Source organism: Lentisphaera araneosa HTCC2155 (assembly GCF_000170755.1).
GTDB classification, from domain to species: domain Bacteria; phylum Verrucomicrobiota; class Lentisphaeria; order Lentisphaerales; family Lentisphaeraceae; genus Lentisphaera; species Lentisphaera araneosa.
The window spans coordinates 419,070-439,085 of the sequence record NZ_ABCK01000001.1 but is presented as its reverse complement, the minus strand read 5'-3'; the positions used below and the strand labels follow the sequence as shown (position 1 = coordinate 439,085).

At 39.6% G+C, this 20,016-nt stretch carries 20 protein-coding genes; 10 read left to right on the top strand and 10 right to left on the bottom strand.

The genetic code is table 11. The features are described from left to right. The 6 genes from LNTAR_RS01605 to LNTAR_RS01580 all read left to right on the top strand — a co-directional run. A partial coding sequence (locus LNTAR_RS01605) for a hypothetical protein (RefSeq protein ID WP_007276867.1) occupies positions 1-378 on the top strand: 378 nt, incomplete at its 5' end. Between the two features lie 58 nt (positions 379-436). Next, entirely contained in the window at positions 437-997 is a 561-nt protein-coding gene (locus LNTAR_RS01600) for a hypothetical protein (protein ID WP_007276866.1), read from the top strand. A gap of 121 nt (positions 998-1,118) precedes the next feature. Next, positions 1,119-2,372, top strand: a complete 1,254-nt coding sequence (locus LNTAR_RS01595) for a polymorphic toxin-type HINT domain-containing protein (RefSeq protein ID WP_007276865.1) — start codon at positions 1,119-1,121, stop codon at positions 2,370-2,372. Further along, positions 2,363-2,944, top strand: a complete 582-nt coding sequence (locus LNTAR_RS01590) for a hypothetical protein (protein WP_007276864.1) — start codon at positions 2,363-2,365, stop codon at positions 2,942-2,944. The genes LNTAR_RS01595 and LNTAR_RS01590 overlap by 10 nt, the downstream gene beginning before the upstream one ends. Beyond that, positions 2,937-3,470, top strand: coding sequence for a hypothetical protein (locus LNTAR_RS01585; protein WP_007276863.1), 534 nt, complete (start codon positions 2,937-2,939; stop codon positions 3,468-3,470). Before LNTAR_RS01590 ends, LNTAR_RS01585 begins: the two co-directional genes overlap by 8 nt. Before the next feature lie 107 nt (positions 3,471-3,577). Then, positions 3,578-4,027 (top strand): hypothetical protein, encoded by a 450-nt coding sequence (locus LNTAR_RS01580; RefSeq protein ID WP_007276862.1) that lies wholly within the window; start codon positions 3,578-3,580, stop codon positions 4,025-4,027. Between the two features lie 165 nt (positions 4,028-4,192). Here the strand turns inward: LNTAR_RS01580 and LNTAR_RS01575 are convergent, their stop codons facing one another. From LNTAR_RS01575 to LNTAR_RS01555, 5 genes are all read right to left on the bottom strand, one after another. Beyond that, a complete protein-coding gene (locus LNTAR_RS01575; protein WP_274377897.1) occupies positions 4,193-4,765 on the bottom strand; it encodes a transposase in 573 nt (190 codons plus the stop codon). Positions 4,766-5,013: 248 nt separating this feature from the next. After that, entirely contained in the window at positions 5,014-5,841 is an 828-nt protein-coding gene (locus LNTAR_RS01570) for a transposase (protein WP_007276859.1), read from the bottom strand. A gap of 202 nt (positions 5,842-6,043) precedes the next feature. Further along, positions 6,044-7,120, bottom strand: coding sequence for a DapH/DapD/GlmU-related protein (locus tag LNTAR_RS01565; protein ID WP_007276858.1), 1,077 nt, complete (start codon positions 7,118-7,120; stop codon positions 6,044-6,046). 470 nt (positions 7,121-7,590) lie between these two features. Continuing rightward, the gene (locus LNTAR_RS01560) at positions 7,591-9,672 is read right to left on the bottom strand and encodes a vWA domain-containing protein (RefSeq protein ID WP_007276856.1); all 2,082 of its coding nucleotides are present in this window, start codon (positions 9,670-9,672) and stop codon (positions 7,591-7,593) included. Next, positions 9,672-11,513, bottom strand: coding sequence for a BatA domain-containing protein (locus LNTAR_RS01555; RefSeq protein WP_007276855.1), 1,842 nt, complete (start codon positions 11,511-11,513; stop codon positions 9,672-9,674). Before LNTAR_RS01555 ends, LNTAR_RS01560 begins: the two co-directional genes overlap by 1 nt. Positions 11,514-11,686: 173 nt before the next feature. On the opposite strand from LNTAR_RS01555, the gene ald reads away from it, so the two are divergent. After that, complete coding sequence (gene ald / locus LNTAR_RS01550) at positions 11,687-12,760, top strand: alanine dehydrogenase (RefSeq protein WP_007276854.1); 1,074 nt, start codon at positions 11,687-11,689, stop codon at positions 12,758-12,760. 406 nt (positions 12,761-13,166) lie between these two features. Here the strand turns inward: ald and LNTAR_RS01545 are convergent, their stop codons facing one another. From LNTAR_RS01545 to LNTAR_RS01525, 5 genes are read right to left on the bottom strand one after another with little or no spacing between them, the layout of a single operon-like run. Beyond that, complete coding sequence (locus LNTAR_RS01545; RefSeq protein ID WP_007276853.1) at positions 13,167-14,306, bottom strand: alpha-hydroxy acid oxidase; 1,140 nt, start codon at positions 14,304-14,306, stop codon at positions 13,167-13,169. Positions 14,307-14,335: 29 nt separating this feature from the next. Beyond that, a complete protein-coding gene (locus LNTAR_RS01540; protein ID WP_007276852.1) occupies positions 14,336-15,118 on the bottom strand; it encodes an L-fucose dehydrogenase in 783 nt (260 codons plus the stop codon). Between the two features lie 55 nt (positions 15,119-15,173). Further along, entirely contained in the window at positions 15,174-16,022 is an 849-nt protein-coding gene (locus tag LNTAR_RS01535) for a fumarylacetoacetate hydrolase family protein (protein ID WP_007276851.1), read from the bottom strand. 32 nt (positions 16,023-16,054) lie between these two features. After that, positions 16,055-16,831, bottom strand: a complete 777-nt coding sequence (locus LNTAR_RS01530; RefSeq protein ID WP_007276850.1) for an SDR family NAD(P)-dependent oxidoreductase — start codon at positions 16,829-16,831, stop codon at positions 16,055-16,057. An 11-nt stretch (positions 16,832-16,842) separates the two neighbouring features. Further along, entirely contained in the window at positions 16,843-17,568 is a 726-nt protein-coding gene (locus tag LNTAR_RS01525; protein ID WP_083799911.1) for a FadR/GntR family transcriptional regulator, read from the bottom strand. A gap of 15 nt (positions 17,569-17,583) precedes the next feature. Here LNTAR_RS01525 and LNTAR_RS01520 point away from each other — a divergent pair, with 15 nt between their 5' ends. The 3 genes from LNTAR_RS01520 (at position 17,584) to LNTAR_RS27000 (ending at position 20,016) form a co-directional block, all read left to right on the top strand. Then, positions 17,584-18,783: a hypothetical protein gene (locus LNTAR_RS01520; protein ID WP_007276848.1), complete on the top strand. Its 1,200-nt coding sequence runs from the start codon at positions 17,584-17,586 to the stop codon at positions 18,781-18,783. A 5-nt stretch (positions 18,784-18,788) separates the two neighbouring features. Beyond that, positions 18,789-19,367 carry a hypothetical protein gene (locus LNTAR_RS01515; RefSeq protein WP_007276847.1) on the top strand — a complete coding sequence of 193 codons (579 nt, stop codon included), beginning with the start codon at positions 18,789-18,791 and terminating at the stop codon, positions 19,365-19,367. A gap of 472 nt (positions 19,368-19,839) precedes the next feature. After that, on the top strand, positions 19,840-20,016 hold the full coding sequence (locus tag LNTAR_RS27000) for a hypothetical protein (RefSeq protein WP_007276686.1): 177 nt from the start codon (positions 19,840-19,842) through the stop codon (positions 20,014-20,016).

Here is a 20,016-nt window from a genome sequence, read left to right as displayed (position 1 = left end):
AACAGCAAAGTTCATTCGAATGAGTTAGGGGTTTCTTTAAATGAAAGTGGAAAAGAAATTGAATGTATCGTTCAAGATACAAATGAAAATTACTATTTAATAAAGATAAACACTATTTATAATTGTTTAAATTTGGATCAGTCTGTTTTAAACTTCACCCATTTTACAGGGGGTAAATACATAGATAGTATTCAAAAATATAGTTTTTATTTGAATAGGATTGGTGATTCAGATATTTTTAAGATTCCAGAGACATATAAAACAGAAATTTATTGTATATCGGGCAGGAATAAGGACTTTGATTTTTATACCAAGTATAATGAGCTATCTATGAATGGTTTGCTTTTTGAAGAGATTTGGTCTGCTGAAATAGATTAGGGAGAATAAACTGAACGTTTAAAATTGCCAATGAGATAGTGAAGGAGGATTTTCCAGAATGATTATTTATAGATTAAAATTTGATTTTAATAATTGTGAATGGCTCTACAACGTTCAAAGTGACAGAGATGAATATATTTTTAACGGAGACAGCCTTTCTGAGTCTTGGAAAACTTTAAATCTATATACTGACAGGCCTAATTCTATTAAAGATCTATCTAAGTATGGTGTGGGAGTAATTGTTTTTTCAAGTAAAGTTTTAGAGAATGATAAACTCTTAACATGTTTAGAATTAGGAGGAGAGTTGTTGCCTGTAGAAATTGAAGAGGTAGGAAAAGCATACATATATAACATCACCTCAGTATGTAATGCGATTGACTCTCAAAAAACTATTTATAGATATGCGCTTAGTGATAAACCTTTTGCAATTGGCTTTGAAAAACCAACTTTTATAAAGAACAGGCTTTCAAATTCAAGTATATTTAAAGTACCTCTTACTTCAAAAACAGAGATATACGTACAATTAGATGGATTGGAAGATTCTAGTTTTAATTTTAAAAAAATAATTGAAGAAAGTGGCATTAAAGGACTTAACTTCACTGAAGTGTATAAAGAATAAAAGGATAATTAGGGACAGGGGAATTTTTAAATCACATTTTTAAATCACCTGTCCCTCTAATTTTCCTCTAGATTCGTTTGAAATTTTAAGTACAATCACGGGACCTGCTTTAGCGGGGAAAGTGAGTAAATTATCGAAAGTTGAATTCTTTACAGAATTACGTAAAAGAAAGTTTTTCCAAGATGATGACTTTGGTAAGACATTGCTCGATGATGTTGAGACAAACCATATGGCTGCTTTACGCACCACAAAAATGTGTTTTGTAGCAGGTACAAAAATCCATGCCCAGCAAGGCTTAGTGAATATCGAAGATATAAAGCCGGGCATGATGGTTCTGGCTCGTGATGAGCAGAATACGACTCAATCATACAAACCTGTTCTTCAAACCTTTGTAACAAAACCTACTCTTCTCTATCACCTTTACTACACCATTAACAGTGGTGAATCTGATGACGAAGATGCCGAACTGATTTCTGGTACAGGTGAACACCCATTCTGGGTAGTGGCTAAACAGCAATTTGTACCAGTCGAAGATCTCGAAATAGGAGATGTTTTCCGCTTGGCTAACGGTGAATTTGCGACCCTCGCAAAAATCGATACCGAAAAAGCAGTTCATGGTGAAACCTTCACCACTTACAACTTCGAGGTAGCGGACTTCCATACTTACTTCGCGGGTGACTCAGGCCTTTGGGTTCATAATACGGGTGACTCTTTGTGTCAACAAATGTATAGTCACTATGAAAAAACACTTGAGCTTAATGGAGGTGATATATGGAGTGCATTTGATGATACAGCTCTATGGGTTATCAATAAAGAGAATTTTATTGATGAAAAGCTAGGTCATTTAAAATTACTTAATCAAGCAAGAACTAAGTATTTTGAATCAGGAACAACAGGTAGCGTAATTCCGTGGGATAATCTCTCAAAACAAAACTTACCGACTAAAATTGATGATCTAGGTAATGAAGTAGTTGATTTTGATTCATTTGGTAAAGATGGTAGAAAACTTAAGGTAAATATGGAAAAAGTATATGGTATTAAAAAGCTTGGACATATGGCGGCACATCATATAGTTGAGAAGAATGATAACCCTATTGCGGTTGCTATATTGACTAGAAATGGAATTCACGTAGATGAAGCGGCTAATGGTGTATGGATGCTGATGGATGAGGTAAAAAAGAAATACTCACAGAACCCTGAGTTTTTAGATGGACTTGGGCCGTATCACAACAGCAGTCACTCGGATACATACTCTGAATATATCTTAGAAAGGTTAGAGTTAGTTGAACCAAATGGTCCAAGTGCTATTAGAAAAGAATTGCAACGCATTGCTAATGCTTTAATAAACGAAACAGGAGAAGTGCCATGGCCGTGAAAATATTTAAAGTTAAACATGACTTTACATCTTACTCACTTTTACCAGAAAAGAATAATACTTTTTTCAATCTTAAAATTGGTAAAGGTGAATCATTGTCGGAACAATGGAACCCAGATTGGCGATTTTACGTGCGTAATGTAATTGATCGTGATAAAGGTAGTTTTTATTATATAAGTCCTTCAATTCTTACTTTTGATAAAATTTTATTAAAAGGGGGCTTAGAAGTAGTCCTGCGTAACCACGGAGAGTTTTTAGAGTCTATCTTGGAGGATACTGAAAGTGAGATTATAATTTATAATCCGTTAAAAATGTATGATTGTTTAGACTTCGATAATACTACTTTTGAGACCGATGAAGTAGGCGGTGACATAACTAATATTGCTGTCGATATTCATGCTTTTGATTTAGAGAAAATTGGTGATAGTTCAATTTTTAAACTACCAGGTCGCTATGTCCACCCTACTTATGTAGTTACAGGGTTACATGATGAAGAAAAGGATTTTTATTTACAGTATAAGAAATTGGACTTAACTGGTTTAGATTTTGAATTAGTGTGGTCCAATGAGTAAAAAAATATATCAAATACATCCAGAAATATCTGATTTAGCTCATGCCTTTGATGAGAAGGTACAATCGTATGGTCTGCACAAGCGTTTAGGAGAGTTTGATCCTGTCAAATCAAATGACTTGAACTGGGATCAGTTCCCTGATTTTTTTTCCATAGCACCTAACTTTTTGATTTTTAAAGACATCTCTCTTGATATCAGAATGTGGGATATTTTGGGTGACTCTGGTGAAGTAGTTTTTTCTCATAATGATCAAAAAGTTTGCGCCCTTAACCCTTTAGTGAGTTATAATTGTTTAAATAAGCAAAGGACAAAGTTTCAAAAGAAAGAACTCGGTAACTCTATCATTACTGAATATTGCTTTCACACAGATCGTATCCATGGTTTGTCACTGTTTCACATACCAGAAACCTACATGAAATCAATTTACTGTATTTCAGATGATGAGTATCCAGATTCAGATTTTTATAGAATATACAAAGAATTAAAGCTGACTGGATTATCCTTCAAAAAAGTTTGGTTTGAATAAAAAAAAATAGCTGATTTTTATAATTTGGAGCCAAATGATATCACTAGAGATTTATTGAAAGATGAATTACAAAAAATTGCAAAAGAGATAGCTGAAGGTAAGCTTCCATGAGTAAGGTTGTGAAAATATATAAAGTTATACCATCTATTAGTGCTCCCAAATTAGAAATATTTAATGGTGATTTAGAAGGTTGCTTTTCGGGGAAAAACTATTGTGATGGCAAAGTAGATAAAATATATGATTGGAATTATTTCTACAGCTTTGGCAATAGTTTTGGAATAGCCGAATCAGCATGGGAGAAATGTAAAAACATATATTATTCCGTTATTGAGTGTGATGTGGAACTTCCACTAATCATAGTTAATGATTCTCTAAAATTAACATTAATACATCCAGATTTAGTTGATCCACCAAGTGACGGAGATTCTTTTTGCGACTTAAAATATACGAACTCGCTATTTAGACTTAATGATCAAACTCCGGACTATATTTACTGTATTGAAGGAAGATATTTACCTCAGGATGAATTTAAAGGTGAGATGAGGAGGGACAGGTGATTTTGAGGGAGAAATAAGAATTTTTTATAATTTGATGCTTATATTTGGAGGAATATGGTGGGGCTAGCCATGTAAAAGCCTTTGTATGACTCTTGATTTTCTAAGCTTACTTCTCGAGTTTGGATTTCTGCATCTTCACGTGTTGCTGTAAAAAACATTCGCCGACTATAATTCTTTAGTCACTTTTAAATTGGGTAAATCAAAGATTTTCAGTATGAGGTATTGCTCATCTCGGTAACCGTAAGCTTGTCTTGTTAGCCAACCTATTTTATTATTAAATCCTTCCATTGCCGCGGAGGTAATTCCAGTCTCCCAATAAGCTATAATTCCAGCGCCATGTTTACGAATAGTTTTGGCCATGGTGATCATTTCACGGATCTTCGAGGCCTCAGCGAGCTCACACCAGTAGACAAGTGCATTTTGAGCGAGGTCAATATCTTTGATTCGATAAATCCTCCTTAAGCCTTCTTTGAGAGCATAAGCTTTTCCCAGCTCTTCATAGAGAAAGCAACATTTATCTAACTGGTCTCGGGCGGCATCACCTAAGTTCTCATTGTTGATGTTAAAATTCCATCGCTGACCTTTTAGATCTGATTTATCTTCATCTTCCAGATCCCGCATGAGTCTCCGGCGGATGTTGTTAACTTTATCATTCATCAGCTTAATAACGTGGAAATGATCATATACAATGGTCGCGTCAGGGAAGTTCAGTTTAATCCATGACGTAAATGACGGGATGAGGAGGGACAGGGGGATGAGGAGGGACAGGTGATTTTGAGGGAGAAATAAGAATTTTTTATAATTTGATGCTTATATTTGGAGGAATATGGTGGGGCTAGCCATGTAAAAGCCTTTGTATGACTCTTGATTTTCTAAGCTTACTTCTCGAGTTTGGATTTCTTGTTATTTCTGAGTTTTTTTGTACATAAATGACTGAATTCAAACAAAGCAGTTGCTAGTGTTTAAAGTCTTGTGAATTTGTTATTCTAGATGAAGCAGATATCGCTTGAGCTTTTTATATCTGGAGAAAGCTGCGAGTACTTTTTGATGAGTTTGCTAATGAATTTTTTGCTGCCAATAATTTTGCTATGAGTCCAAATGGATTGTCGTATACTAAATTCTTTTGTCGATGCATTAAAGATTATTGTTTGAATAGTTTGATAAAATCGCCTTATTGTGTCTTTTGATTTAGAGCCTAATGCTGCAGGTAGATGTTTAATGAGGTTTGTTTCTAGTGGATGTTTTTTAGTTGATTTATAAATGCCATAGGATGAATAAATATAATTTTTGTTTTCATCTAAGATACCGGCTCTGAGCGGATTTAGCTCTACATATTTAATACAGCGAAGCAATGAGTTTCCTCCTTCCAAAATAACACTTTTAAAGCGATCTGCCCAAAAATGGCCACGCCTATTATGAGTCCGATTATACCAAGCAGTAAATGACTGTTGAAGAACTTTCATAAAGTCCGATACATCGCTTAAACGTAGGCGCCATTGTTCTATTGTTTTCGGAGATTCCCATAGAGGTTCAGGGTGGAAATGTCCTTTTGAATGTCCATAGAAATCCTGCCAACGTGTTTTTATTTCTTCAGGGGAGATTTTTCCAGGACTGAAGAGAACCAAATGATAATGATTGGACATAATACAGTAAGATAAGAGATCAATTTTATAGAGCTTCAGGTACTTGTTCATCATGGAAATAAACATTTGTTTTTCTTGATTACCAAAGGGATAAAAACTTTTTTCTCCTGCAATGCGATTCATTATGTGGTAGTAGGTGCCATCGCTTGGCTTTAATCTAGCTGATCTCATACAAGTTCCTCCACAGAATATACTAATAAATATATGTTATATCGTGATGTGAAAAAAGGCAATTTTATTCCTTTTTAAAATCATCTGTTCTTAGTATCTCTCAGTTTATAATATGTATAAGTTTCCAAGTTGTAAGGTTTTTGTGAATAATAAAAAAGGGAGCTACTTGAGCTCCCTTTTTTAGAATGGCTGTTAGGACTAATTAGTCATTGATGTGCAATGAAGTATTGAGTTCTACAGTCTTTGGATTCGGACGGCAAATGAGTTTGCCAGACACGGAATCTTGATAGATAAGTAATTTATCTCTACCACTCAAGTCGAGGCCTTTGACGACGTTTTCGCCTTCGGCCACTAAGTCGCCATTGAGGTTAACGGGATTAGAGTTTTCGTCGTAGAGTGAAACTTTTGAGCTAGCCGTGATGTAAGTGCCAGCACCTACAGTACAACCGAAGCCGAGTGAGATACCCGTACCCGCGTTAGCACCGAGAAGACATTTTGAACCGATGCATACAACTTCTTTACCGCCACCAGAGAGTGTACCCATAATAGAAGCACCGCCGCCAACATCAGAATCCTTAGAAACAAATACACCAGCAGAAACGCGACCTTCGATCATAGCATTGCCTTCTGTACCAGCGTTGAAGTTCACGAAACCAGCTTGCATAACCGTTGTGCCTTCACCGAGGTGAGCACCGAGACGGATTTTTGCGCCATTGCCAATGCGAACACCTGAAGGGACATTGTAGTTAGTCATGTAAGGGAATTTATCGACGTGAGTTACTGAGAGTGGCTGAATAGAGGCAAAAGTCTGAATAGTGAGCTCTTGAACGTCTTCAGGGAAAACGGGGCCGTAGTTTGTCCATGCAATATTTGGGAGTTTGCCAAAGATGCTGTCGAGGCTTACACCATGAGGTTTAACAAGACGCTGAGAGAGCATCTGTAAACGAAGGTAAGCATCTTCTGTGCTTTCAACTGAACTTTCTGTGAAATTAGGGATTACAGTGATAACGCGATCGGTGAGTGAGTAGATATTGTCGTTCATATCAAATTCGCCGAGCATAGTCGCTAGGCTGAGATCATTTGAGTTCACTTCAACGAGTTGCTGTAATTGTTCTTCATTGAGGATTTTTGTGTTGATAGCCTCAGCATTAACAGCAGTGATTTTTGCGATTTCCGCAAACTCTTCGCTCGTGCTTGATTGAATGAAGGGGAACAAGACGTCAAGGGCTTTTTCGTCGTGCGAACGGCGTAGACCTACGCCCCAATAGATAGTACTCATATTAATCTCCGAATAGGTTTTATTAAGAATCGTCGGCAATATAGATCGACCTCAGAGAAAAGCATCTATGATTGAAAGCTTTCCTTAGCATAATTTGGGAGATCTTTATATTTAGTTTTTTCAAAATTATTAAATGCATAAATCATTCGATGTTGAAGCATTATTTACACTTTTGGTATTCACATTAACAACAGTTATTTTATTTCCTAGCACTTTCGTGCCAGGCTGAGTTATGCCGTGCTTTCAGCACTAAAATTGAATGCCTAAGGCATGTTATAATGTAGCCCAATGGCGTGAGCCTTGGGCATAAATCGGATGATAAAACAAATGAATGCCGAAGGTATGGTATAGGATTTATACCGTCCCGTTGGGACTCACATTAACTACGGTCACTTTATTTCCTAGCACTTTCGTGCCAGGCTGAGTTATGCCGTGCTTTCAGCACTCACAATTATTCGGAGGATTATATATTAACGAAATTTACGCCAGTACCATTCGAGGCAGAAGAAGAAAAGAATAAGGCTTAGGATATAAAAGTTATCCCAGAGAGGGGTTCTTTTGACTTGGAGTGAGACTGAATTAACACGGCCAGTTTGATTCATTTTAGTGAGCCAATCAGAGAATTTCTGACGTTGAATTTCACTACCATTGGTTTTTTCACTGAGGGCTCGGAGCAATTTAATGTTAGTGGTGATATCATTGAGTTCATTATGCTCCGAAGAGACGTAGATCTTGGCAGAGAGGGATGCTATTAATTCATCTTTTAAACGGCTTTGAGCTTTGAACTGAATAAGACCACTTTGATCAAATTTTTGATCGTGTGTGTAGTTGAGTTCTTGGGGTGACATCTGATGCAGTTTTTCGCCAATCATCAGTTTAATTTGAGCCTTGGTGACTTTGGCACCTTCATTATTTTTAAGGCTGGCGGTAAAGAAGCCTTTCTCGTCCTGTGAGTAATTGAGTTTATTACTTTTCACTGTGAGCATATCCTTGAGATCATCTTCCCGTGAACAGAGGTAATAAGCTAGTCGGGCCATGAGGTCTTGATAAATCTCAGCCTTTTCATTGAGGTTGAGCTGCCACAGGGCATTCGTTTGTATGAGGCCAATTCTTGATAGCTTCCAATTGCGCGTGAGAATGAGGGGAGCCAAAGAGCTCTTGAGGATAACTTGTGAACCAGGGTTTTCACGGCTGGGATAAGTAAGGCCAGATAGAGAAAGTTCGTTCAAGTTGGTATCTTTAAAGTTTTTACTCACAAAGTGATTTTGATTGATGGAGTCAACTAAGATTTCTTGCTCGAGTTGGGATGAACTGGGTAGTGCGGGCAGGGAATCGGCAAAAGCTAAATCTTGATCGAGGTATTTATTGATGTCTCCACCACTGAAAATCAAGAGTCCCTTTTTATTCAAAGTATAAGTTTCGTAGAGCTTATTAAAAAACTCTTTTGGAAAGAAGTTTGGCTTGGGACGACATAAGATAATGAGGTCATAATCGGCTAAGTCAGTACTTAACCAGAATTCCGTTGCCTTAGAACTTTGCAGTAAAAAGGGTGAGGGACTGGTCAATGTAAAATGAGGGTTGCTTTCCAAAGTTCGGCGCAAAAATTTATAATCGGCTGAGGGCGCTGATGCAAGCAATAAGATTTTCAAACCTTCTTCTCGAACGAAGATTAAACGTTTAGCCTCATTATCGAGTGGAGTGATTTCATTTTTACGTCCCTGAGCTTTGACTTGAATGAGGTTATAATTGGCTTTCAGTTTTTTGGCGGGGATAATGATTTCTACTTCTTCAATAGCGTTATTAGTTTTGGGGATGAGTGAATAAGAAGCTAAAACGCGATCATTTTGAATGATTTCGTAAGTTTGAGTTTGTCCCTTGAGCCCTTTGAGTTCGGTTTTGAACTTGAGTTTAAGGTCTTGTTTTTTCTGGAGAAACTCGGGGCTTCGAACTTGGCTGATGGAAACATCTGAAAACTCACCCTTGAGCTGCTCTTTACCAAAGGGGACAAAATAGACTGAGATTTCGTATTGATTGATATTATAAATGACTTTTTCCAGATCTTGACCATGGTTTTGAAGGCCATCACTCAAAATCATAAAAGCTTTTATTTTATTGTCTTCTTGAAGGCATTGTGCGAGGGCATTGGAAATGGAAGTGGCCGAGCCGAACTCTTTGGGTTGGAGTTCGTGAAGCTTGAGGTCAAAGAAGCGAACTTCGACATTCACGCGCTCAAGCTTATCAATTTGTTCACGGTGATTTTCTAAAAGTTTAAGCGCATTTTGATATCGAGATGGCAGTTCATCCTTCACTTCCATACTCTGAGATGAGTCCACTAAAATATAGATGGTTTGCTTTGAGCTAATGGTTTGGGACACTTTCCACGCAGGTTTTAAAGCACAAAAGAAAATGAGTAGCGTGGCGATTAGACGGAAGATTAAATGAACGGGACGTTTATCTTTTTCTTGTTTCCAGAGCGCCCACAAAGTCCACAGGTAGGCAATGAATACCAGTAGCAGAATGGGTAAGGGGATTATGGGTGAGAAGTTGGGCATCAGGCACTCTCCTTACGCGTTAATCGCAATTCAACGATATTAACGCTTAAGAGAACGATGAGTAAAATGAGCGTCATCACAGAGCTGGAGATATAAAAACCACGAGATTCACTTTCGTCAGAGTTTTCATTATTGGGCTGATCGAGGTAGGAGTTGATTCCTACAGGGCGCTCTAAGTTAACTGCATAGGATTGCTCATTGCTTAAGTCGTAGAAGCCACTTATTAAAGTTTTGTTATAAAATTTTTCACTGGGAGCAATGTCTTCTTTAATCCCTTCGGGGTTGGACATCACAAGTGCTTTTGCGGTCTCGATGCCGATATTCTGACCCACGCTTAAATTATAGCTTCCTAAATCAGTCTGGGATCTAGTGATTGCATGGATGAGAGGAGCCAAAAAGTTGGAATTGATGAGTTCGGGACTCACACTAAGACCACTGAAAACGAGGCGTGCTTTTTTGTATTGAGTCGATGAAACTAGGTCACGTTTATCAAAGCTACTGAGGAAACTTTTTTGAGTATTTGAACGCTCGAGTAAAAAAGTTTGAGGCAGGGTGATCTCGGCGAGTTCTTGATTAAAATCTCTGAGTTTTGCGTCTTGGCTAAACAGTCGACTCATACTTATTTCGGGGCTCATATTGCTTCTGAAAATGGGAAGAATTCGTGGGCTCAAGTTTTCGGGATCGTCGGAGTCCATCGGCCATAAAATGATGATCTTTTCCATTTCGCTGAGCTGATCGATCTTGTTCCAATCGGCTTCTTTTAATTGACTGAGGCCAGAGAAAAAATAAATATCACCATCGAGAGAAAGTTTATGGAGGTCCGAGCGACTGATCTCAAAATACGAATTTTGTTCGAGGGCTAGTTGAGCAATGAGACCAGGACTTAATTCGTCACGGCTGGCTTGATCAAAAATGAAGAGTTTTTTCTGAGGTGAAGATTTTCCCACAAAGTAGTAGTGGTTATCTTCCTGGAATTTATCATCCACATCTAACTTGAAGTACAACTTAAAATTTTCGGAACTTGGGGTGTAATTGAACTTAAGGCTTATTGAAGAACTTTGGCTGAGGGGCACCGTGCGGGACTGAATGATTTGATCATCTTCGTAGAGATGAACTTTCAAACCTGCTAAAGGGCTATCGCCAGCTAGGGTGACTTCAAAAGTCGCAACTTGATTGAGAATGAAGAAATCTGGGTGCTTAAGGCTTTGAATGTAATTATTAAAACGTCTCTTTTTTAAGGTGTGGAAAGTGATGTTGTCTTGAGTGGGGACTTGATTTTTCCAAGCGTGTGCATTGAGATCGCTTATACAATGAAAACGTAGTGAATCATCTTTTTTATCGAGCCTTTTGATGAACTTATTAAAGTCAATAAGTGCGCTGTTTGGACTTAGGGACTTTACTTCTTCGATCACATCTTCGTGAATATAGGTAAATTCCTTGTTATAATTATTAACGCTGACGAGCTTAAGCATACTTCCTTCAGGAAGATTTTTGATAATCTCTTGAGCTTTGTCTTTGGCTTCTTGTAGCTGTTGTCCTTGAGCGGAGTAATAAGAATTATCAATGATGATGATATGCTTTTTCTCCAGCTCAGCATTAACTCCAGGTAAATACGGTTGAGCCAGGAGCAATACGGGCAGGGCAATAAGCAGCATGCGCAAAAAGAGTAAAAAGGAGGATTTTATTTTACGTGAAGAAGAACTCTCGATTAAGGCTTGCTCAATAAAGTGAAAAGTTGGGATCGAGACAGTCTTGGGCTTCTGCTTTTGAAACAAATGAATCAAAATAGGTATAAGTATGGCTAATAAACCAAACAGTAACGAGGTGTGAATAAACTGCATAAAAGACTCCTTGCCTATTTTACCTAATCCTAAACTGAGTACAAGCCAATATGACCTGCGGGAGTCGCAAAGCTTTCATTTTTTAATAATCTAAATTTAAAAGAAAATCATCTAAAAATTACTGATCAAGGCTAATAAGAATATATATTATCTTGTTATACAGGAGATAAACGATGAAGATTGCTATTCCCAAAGAAATTAAAAAAAACGAATATCGTGTTGGACTTGGACCCGAAGGTGCTGCCGCATTAATTGATGCAGGTCATGAAGTTATGGTGGAGACTAAGGCGGGGAGCGGAGCAGGCTATAACGACATATTTTACGATCAAGCAGGCTGTATCATTTGCGATGATCGCAAAGTTTTGCACGATTGGGCCGAGATGATTATTAAGGTCAAAGAACCACAAAAAGAAGAGGTTGCGCTCTATCATGAAAATCAGATTATATTTACTTACTTACATTTAGCGGCAGATGATGATTTGATTCACGGATTGCTCGATAAACGAGTTGAAGCTCTGGCTTACGAAACCTTGCAGTTGGATGATGGTTCTTTGCCTTGCTTAAAACCCATGTCACAGATTGCAGGTCGTTTAGCTATTCAAGAGGGCGCTAAATATTTAGAAAAACCTAGTGGTGGACGTGGAGTCCTTTTAAGTGGAGTGCCAGGTGTTCAGGCAGGTCGAGTCTTAATTATTGGAGCAGGGATGGTGGGACGTAGTGCGCTAAAGATTGCCGTTGGCATGGGCGCCAATGTAACTATCATGGACATTAATGAAGGCCCCTTGAGTCTCATTGATGAAAAATACGAAGGGCGAGTGCAAACTTTATTTGCTTCTCAAGAAAATGTGATAAAAGAATTGCCTTTGGCAGATATGGTCGTCGGAGCCGTTTTAATTCCGGGTGGCAAGGCCCCCACTATTGTCACACGAGATATGCTCAAACTCATGAAGAAGGGCTCGCTCATTATTGATGTGGCAGTGGATCAAGGTGGCTGTGTGGAAACTTCGCGTCCAACAACACACGAAGAACCGACCTATGTTGTTGATGGCGTTTTGCATTATTGTGTAAGCAATATGCCAGGTGCCGTAGCTCTCACATCGAGTCAAGCACTTTCTGCTCAAACGCTACCTTACATAAAAATGATTGCTGATCTTGGTCTCGAAAAAGCTTTAGAATCGAACTCCGCATTACGCCGAGCTGTTAATTTGAGTAAGGGCCAAATTATTCATCCAGCGCTCAAGCTATAAAAAATATTCTTCGCGTTTTTCAGTCGATCGGAGCAAAAACCTGTGAGTTGGTCTTTGACCAAGAGTAATTCCTACCAATTGTCACTGAAGGTGGCAAATTTTGATTAGCCCTAGGTAAGCATCACGAACCTAGGAAAACTTGTTAAAATGATTTTCGGTCCTCGAAGAGGGCCAAGTTCAAGCCAGTTGGATATGATTAGGACTGTACGCCCTCTCCGAGGACGGTCTTCTTTCTTATCTATTTCCCTAGGTTCACTTCATTCACCTAGGGCTAATAGTATACTCCCCCTCCGGGGAAGGGAAGATACTAAAAACTAGAGAATAAAGTACCTTTCAAGCACTAACGTGAAGAACCAAAAAAAGCGAAGTCCGAGGACTTCGCTTTTGCCTTTATGAACTAGGATTTTTACTGCTCAATAAGGTGAGAGGGTAAATCTTCCACACGTTCACAGCCAACTTGTTCCATAACTTGTTGGAGTTGACGCTTTAGGATTTGAAGCGCTTGATCACCACCTTTTGCACCCATCGCACAAGCACCGAACATGGGAGCACGACCTAGGAAAGTGAAGTCGGCACCAGAGGCCACTGTGGAAGCAATATCCACACCCGAACGAATACCCCCATCCATGAGTAAAGTCGTTTTACCCTTAAGAGCTTTGGCCAATTTATTGAGAGGCTTAATGGTAGATTCACCTGAGTCGAGCTGACGACCACCATGGTTGGAAACAATCATGCCATCAACGCCAAGTGCAATAGCTTTATTCGCATCTTCTTCGTTGACAATACCTTTGATCACTAAGTTACCTTTCCATTTGTCACGGAGAGGTTTGATTTTAGCTTCAGTCAAACGACCTGAGAAAGTCTTGTTCATGAAGAGACCGAGGTGCTTCATGTTGAGACCTTTTGGGATATAAGGCTTCATCGTTTGGAACTCAGGCTTACCAGCGAGCAATTGCTCCCAAACCCAACGTGGACGCCCCATCATTTGCATGATGTTACGAGCGGTCATACGGGGCGGGATAGAAAGTCCATTACGGATTTCTTTTGGACGGTAGGCAAAAGTTGGCGTGTCGGCGAGGATAACTAAAGTTTTACAACCAGCTGCCCAAGCGCGCTCGAGAAGCTTATCTCTGAGCTCGTCTTCAGCGGGGTGGTAAAGTTGGAACCAGAAGTCACCTTCAGTGATTTCGGCAATCGTTTCGATGCTTGCCGTACCTACTGTACTGAGGCAGAAGGGGATATTGTGTTGCTTTGCGGCTTTCGCAAGAATTTCACATGACTTAGGCCACATTAAACCCTGCAATCCAACGGGAGCAATACCAAAGGGAGCATCATAAGTTTTGCCAAAGAGAGTTGTTTCTTGTGAGGCACCTTTAAAGTCTCTGAGGTAATGAGGTTGTAATTGAACATCGCGAATTTCGCTAGTATTACGTGCTAAGTTAACTTCAGAAAAACAGCCGCCAGTAAGGTAGTCATAAGCAAAACCCGGCATGCGTTTTTTAGCTCTTTCAGCTAACCATTCGATTGAGGGGTAACGTGAGTCCATGATAAAATTCCTTATAATTTAAGTGATGATCACTTAACAGTACATTTACGGTCGAGATGAGTGTAACCACCATCAGCGTAAAGGATTTGTCCTGTTGTGTGTGATGAACGATTCGATGCAATGAAAGCAGTTAAATCTGCAAGTTCATTAATGGTAGTCATTCGTTCGCCAAGAGGGATCATACCAGAAATGCGATCTTCTTCGGCTTTTGGATCGGGAAGTGTGCTCAACCAATTTTCGTAGAGGGGAGTCATACATTCAGCAGGAATGATTGAGTTAACGCGAATATTCTTCATGCGGAACTCGAGAGCCCATTCACGTGTTAAAGCATTGAGGGCGCCTTTTGCAGCTGCGTAACCCGTAGCATTACCTTGACCCGTTTCAGCAACTTTTGAACCAATATTGATAACGTTACCCTGAGATTTCTCGAGGTGGGGAAGTGCGTAGTGAACTAATTCAAAAACGTGAATAAGGTTGTTGCTTAATGACTGCTGAAATTTTTCGAGTGAGTCAGTGATGTTACAGCCATCATTGATACCCGCGTTATTGATCAAGACGTCAATCGCGCCAAATTTTTCAACGGTTTTATTGATGATATCTTCGCAAATACCTGGAGTGGTTAGATCACCTGGGAGGTAGAGAACTTCGGTTTTTTCTTGAAGTTTAGCAATGGCTTCTTCTGTAGCAGGAGAAGGGCGACTTGGAATAACGAGTTTTGCGCCTTCGGCAGCGAGTGATTCTGAAATGCCGCCACCAATACCGCGAGCTCCGCCAGTGACGATGATAACTTTATCTTTTAAATTGAGATCCATGATTGAGTCCTGATAAATTGAGGTTGAGGCGGATCAAAAGATCCGCCCAAGTGAATTAGCCTTGGTAAGCTTTAGCCGTCTGAGCTGATTCGCCAAGACCTTCGATACCGAGTTCGATTACATCGCCAGGTTGGATGTATTGAGCAGGATTGAAGCCAAGACCAACACCAGCAGGAGTACCAGTAGAGATAATGTCACCAGGCTCAAGTGTCATGTATTGACTGAGGTAAGAGATGACGTGCTGAGTATTGAAGATGAAGTTTTCAGTTGTGCCGTTTTGCTTCTGAACGCCATTAACTTTAAGCCACATTTTGAGGCTGTTAGGATTAGCGATTTCATCAGCAGTTGCCATGAAAGGTCCAAGAGGTGCGAAAGTATCACAGCCTTTACCAAGCATCCACTGACCAGACTTTTCGAGCTGATAAGCGCGCTCAGAGTAATCATTATGAAGAGCGTAACCCGCTACGTAATCGAGTGCATCGGCTTCTGAAACATAAGAAGCTCTTTTACCGATAACTACGGCAAGTTCAACTTCCCAATCCGTCTTTTCAGAACCCTTAGGAATAACGATATCATCGTTAGGTCCAACAATTGCGCTAGTCGCTTTATAGAAAACTACAGGCTCAGCAGGAACCGCCATGCCACCTTCTTCAGCGTGATCTTTAAAGTTGAGGCCAATACAAACCATTTTACCAGGACGTTTAAGGATTGCACCGAGACGAACATCTGCAGCGACTGCTGGGCAGCTTGAAAGGTCAGCTGCTGCGAGTTTTTCAAGGCCACCTTCGGCGAAAAATTCTGGAGTGTAGTCTTCTACGATTGAGCTAACGTCGATACGTGAACCGTCTTCTAATTGGAGACCTGGTTTTTCTGCGCCAAAAGCGCCAAAGCGAATAAGTTTCATGGTTTTTAGTCCTTGTGTATTATTTTAAGAAATTATTTTTTGATTTTGATGAAGCCGCCGTCAACTGGGAAGTCAGTAGCGGTGATAAATGCTGCGTCGTCAGATGCTAAGAAGAGTGCCATATTAGCGATTTCTTCGGGCTGACCCATGCGGCCGATAGGCTGTGTGGCAGAAAGCTTTTTGAAAACTTCTTCTTCTTGTCCAGGGTAGTTTTTAGCGATGAAGCCATCGACAAATGGTGTGTGAACGCGAGCTGGTGAAATGGAGTTACAACGAATGCCTTGGTCAACATAATCAGTAGCAACGGAAAGAGTCATTGTGTAAGCCGCACCTTTACTCATGCTGTAAGCGAAACGATCAGGAATACCGATGCTAGAAGCAATGGAAGCGAGGTTGATAATTGAACCACCACCATTTTCTAGCATTTGTGGAATACCAGATTTTAAGCAGTTAAAGACACCCTTAACATTTACATTATAGATGCGGTCGAGTTCTTCTTCAGTACAAGTTTCCAAGTTGCCCACAGCCGCAATACCAGCGTTGTTGACGAGGACGTCCACATTGCCATGTTCACTTTTGATTGAATCAAAAGTACTTGCGATTCCCGCAGAATCAGAAACATCACATTTGTAAAATTGTGCTTTACCGCCTTCAGCTTTGATAGCGTCAACAGTTTCAGTGCCTTGCTCTTCATTGAAATCGAGGAGAGCGACGAGTGCGCCTTCTGCTGCAAACTTTTCTGTGATAGCACGGCCAATACCAGATCCGCCACCAGTGACGACTGCGAGTTTATTGTCTAATTTACCCATGTTTGTTTCCTTTATGATAGGTTTACTTTTGAGAGATGAATGTGTTTAAGAAGAAGTTCTGAAGCCAATTCAGTATCTTGATTTTTAATGGCTTCGGTAATTGCTGAGTGCTCATTACAAAGTGTCTCGAGCATGTCTTTTGAATCGTAGACTTTGATGCTGATTTCGACAAAGGCATCGTAGAGTGATTCGAGAAGAGTGTAGAATAAGTTGTTTCCAGATGCTTTAATAATGCTGAGATGGAAAGCGTGATCCAAGCGACCGAAATCTTTGAGAGAATCAAAGTTATTGCGCATTTTCTCTACATGAGATTCGAGGGTTTTTACCAGTTCTTCGTTGCGCGACTGACAGACGGTTTTGATGCAATCGACTTCGAGCAATTCACGTAGTTTAATAATTTCTGAACAGAGTGGGGTGTCTAAGTTTAAGCTAGCTAGTAAGGAAAGAGAGCGCTGCAGATTTGAGGTGTCATTTCTGGAGATGTAGTTGCCGCTTCCTGGGATCGAATGAATGATGCCCTGAGATTTGAGTTGCTGAATGGCTTCGCGCACAACGGTACGGCTTACGCCAAAAGATTCACATAAACGCGCTTCAGAAGGAATAGGCTGATCAGGTAAAAAGCGCTTATCTAAAATGCTTTTTTCAAGCTCTTTCGCAACTTGTACGCTGAGCTTTTCTTTTCCACTGACGGTTTTAAACATGTGATCCTTGAGCTTGAGAGTTAACCTGTAATACATGTATTATAGATCTGTATGACAGCTTATGCAAGTGTTTTTTTAGATTTTTTTTCTGAAAGTGAGAATGATCATAAGGCTTTCCATAAGATTTTGAACAAGTATATTCCTGAGGGGCCAAGTTCTAAAAGAAGGACAACGTTACTTCAAGAACTATTAGGATATACTGAGGAACAAAAAGAGAGTATTATGTCAGAGCACTATAAAAATCTTACGAAGAATTTGCTGGCAGTGATGCTTCTTTACAGTACTATAAAAACAGACTTTATGGAGCAGGTTAGTACAAATTCGATCAAAAGTAGATATTTCAGCATCAGTCATCAACGTAGCTATAAAGGACTTTTCAAAATGAGGTATAGATATACATTTTCGGTCAACCTTTTTGACCAAGAGAAAATTTTAGACTTTAAAGAGGGCTTAGATAAAATAAATAGTGATTATGTCTTAAAAGATCATGGTCTTTATGGATACCGATTTTTGACTGGTAAAATATGGGACTTTGAGACTTATAACAAATTAATATGTTTATCAGAAAAACTTAATGTGAAAACTTCATCTGTAGCTCTAACAGAACGTTATGTAAAATATGTTGATTTAGAATATGACCCCCAAGATAGACTATGTGCGGACTATTTAGAAATTGGGACAAAAACTGAATATGATTCAGAAGAGTATTTAAATGAATTTAAAAATGGTGATTTATTCCTAGAGAAAAAATCATTGGGCAATTTTAAAAACTTTCAATTGAATTTTTTAGATACAGAAGATTGTTTGGTTTTGTTGGCAAAAAAACGCTTTTGTTCATTTATTGAAGAGAATAATATTTTTAATATCAATTTTAAACCTGTAATGGTTAAGAGTGTTACAGGAAGTATTACACCTAGTAAAACAATTTTTTGGGCGATTCCAGAGCAGGTCTTTAAAGAGGGAAGAGAGATATTTAGAGATTCTTCTTTCGATAAATATCATCATCCAATACCTAAATCTATTTCACCAAAATTTAGAGATCGAATCGAAAAGATAGATTTATTTTTTGTAAATGAATATTCTTGTATTATTTCACAAAATTTATATCATTTAATTCAAGAAGCAGAATTAGATGACGATATTAGTGGCGCTGTACCTTGGGACGTTGGCTATTTTGGAGGTGAAGCTAGTAGTAAACTAAAACAGAAGCTTATTGAACAAGGTTGTTTTGATGAAGCCTTTGAGGAATAAGAGCTATGGATCTTAACTACTTTCAAGGGGATTTAGATTTCCTGGCTTGGGATCCAGTTCCAAATGCAGTTTGCGACCTCACGGGTGATAAAGGCATTTGTCTACGTCCAAAACTCTCTGATTATGATGAATCTTATAAACTTGATTTAAGTCTGGAAGAGCTCAAAAACTTGGTAGAGAAAAACCATTCAGGCGACAATTTTTTCTATGTCAGCCTCTATGCCGTTACTCAGGGTAAACTCAAAGTTCTTCACTACATAGACAAAGACTTTTCAGAAGGTTTAAATGATCAAATTCTAGACAAACTTAGCCGTACGCCACCATATGATGGCGAAGGTCCATGGTTTATGCTGGATGGCGATGTTTTACCCTTCATTGGCATCTGGTATTCCGACGATGTGGAAGAATACTTTGATACTGAAGAAGAACAGCAAGCCTTCGTCAAATCCATCAATGGTCAGTACCAAGAAGAGCCCCTAACCCTCGACACCATGAACCTAGAGGGCCGCACCATCGTCTTCCAAAACCCCAAAGACCAATCCCTCTTCGCCGTCTACCAATACCAAGGCCCCGGTAGCTTTTGACGATATTCAGGGGAGGGCGCTATGCCATTCCGTTACACCTAGCACTTCCGTGCCAGGCTGAGTTATGCCGTCCCATTGGGACTCAAATTGAATGCCGAAGGCATGATATATTGATCTATGCCGTTCCGTTGGGACTTGGTTTGAATGCCGAAGGCATGATATAGTACGCCTATGCGTACACAACATCAGCGAGGTGAAAGACCTCGTCAGGGTTGACCGTCAGCCCTGTAGTCGAAGTCAACTGCGTCGTTGTGAAACGGGGTGGGTAGTAGGGCCTAGACGAAATATCAGTCCGTAGGATGACGAACGCGTTTCGGCCGGTCAGGGTGTCGAGCCTGCTATATCATGGCGAAGACCAGAGAGCGGGAGGAAGAGCTGCGTAGCCTGAGGGCGAAGTAAGCCAACTGCTCAAGTTATACACGCTGAAGAAAGGCGGAAAGAAAAGCGGTGTATAGACGCTGACAGGTGTTTGGTGACGGAATGGTGTGAAGGTGTTGTGGATCAAGTAGGGAGACCTGTGTGGGCAGTACGGATTAATCCGCCACGCAGGAGTCAGAGCCCTCATAGTAGCGATGAAGGTGGTGAAAGTCACTGGAGCAAAGGGGGGCAGGAAGGTGAAACTGAGAAGAAAAGAATAGAAGGAATATAA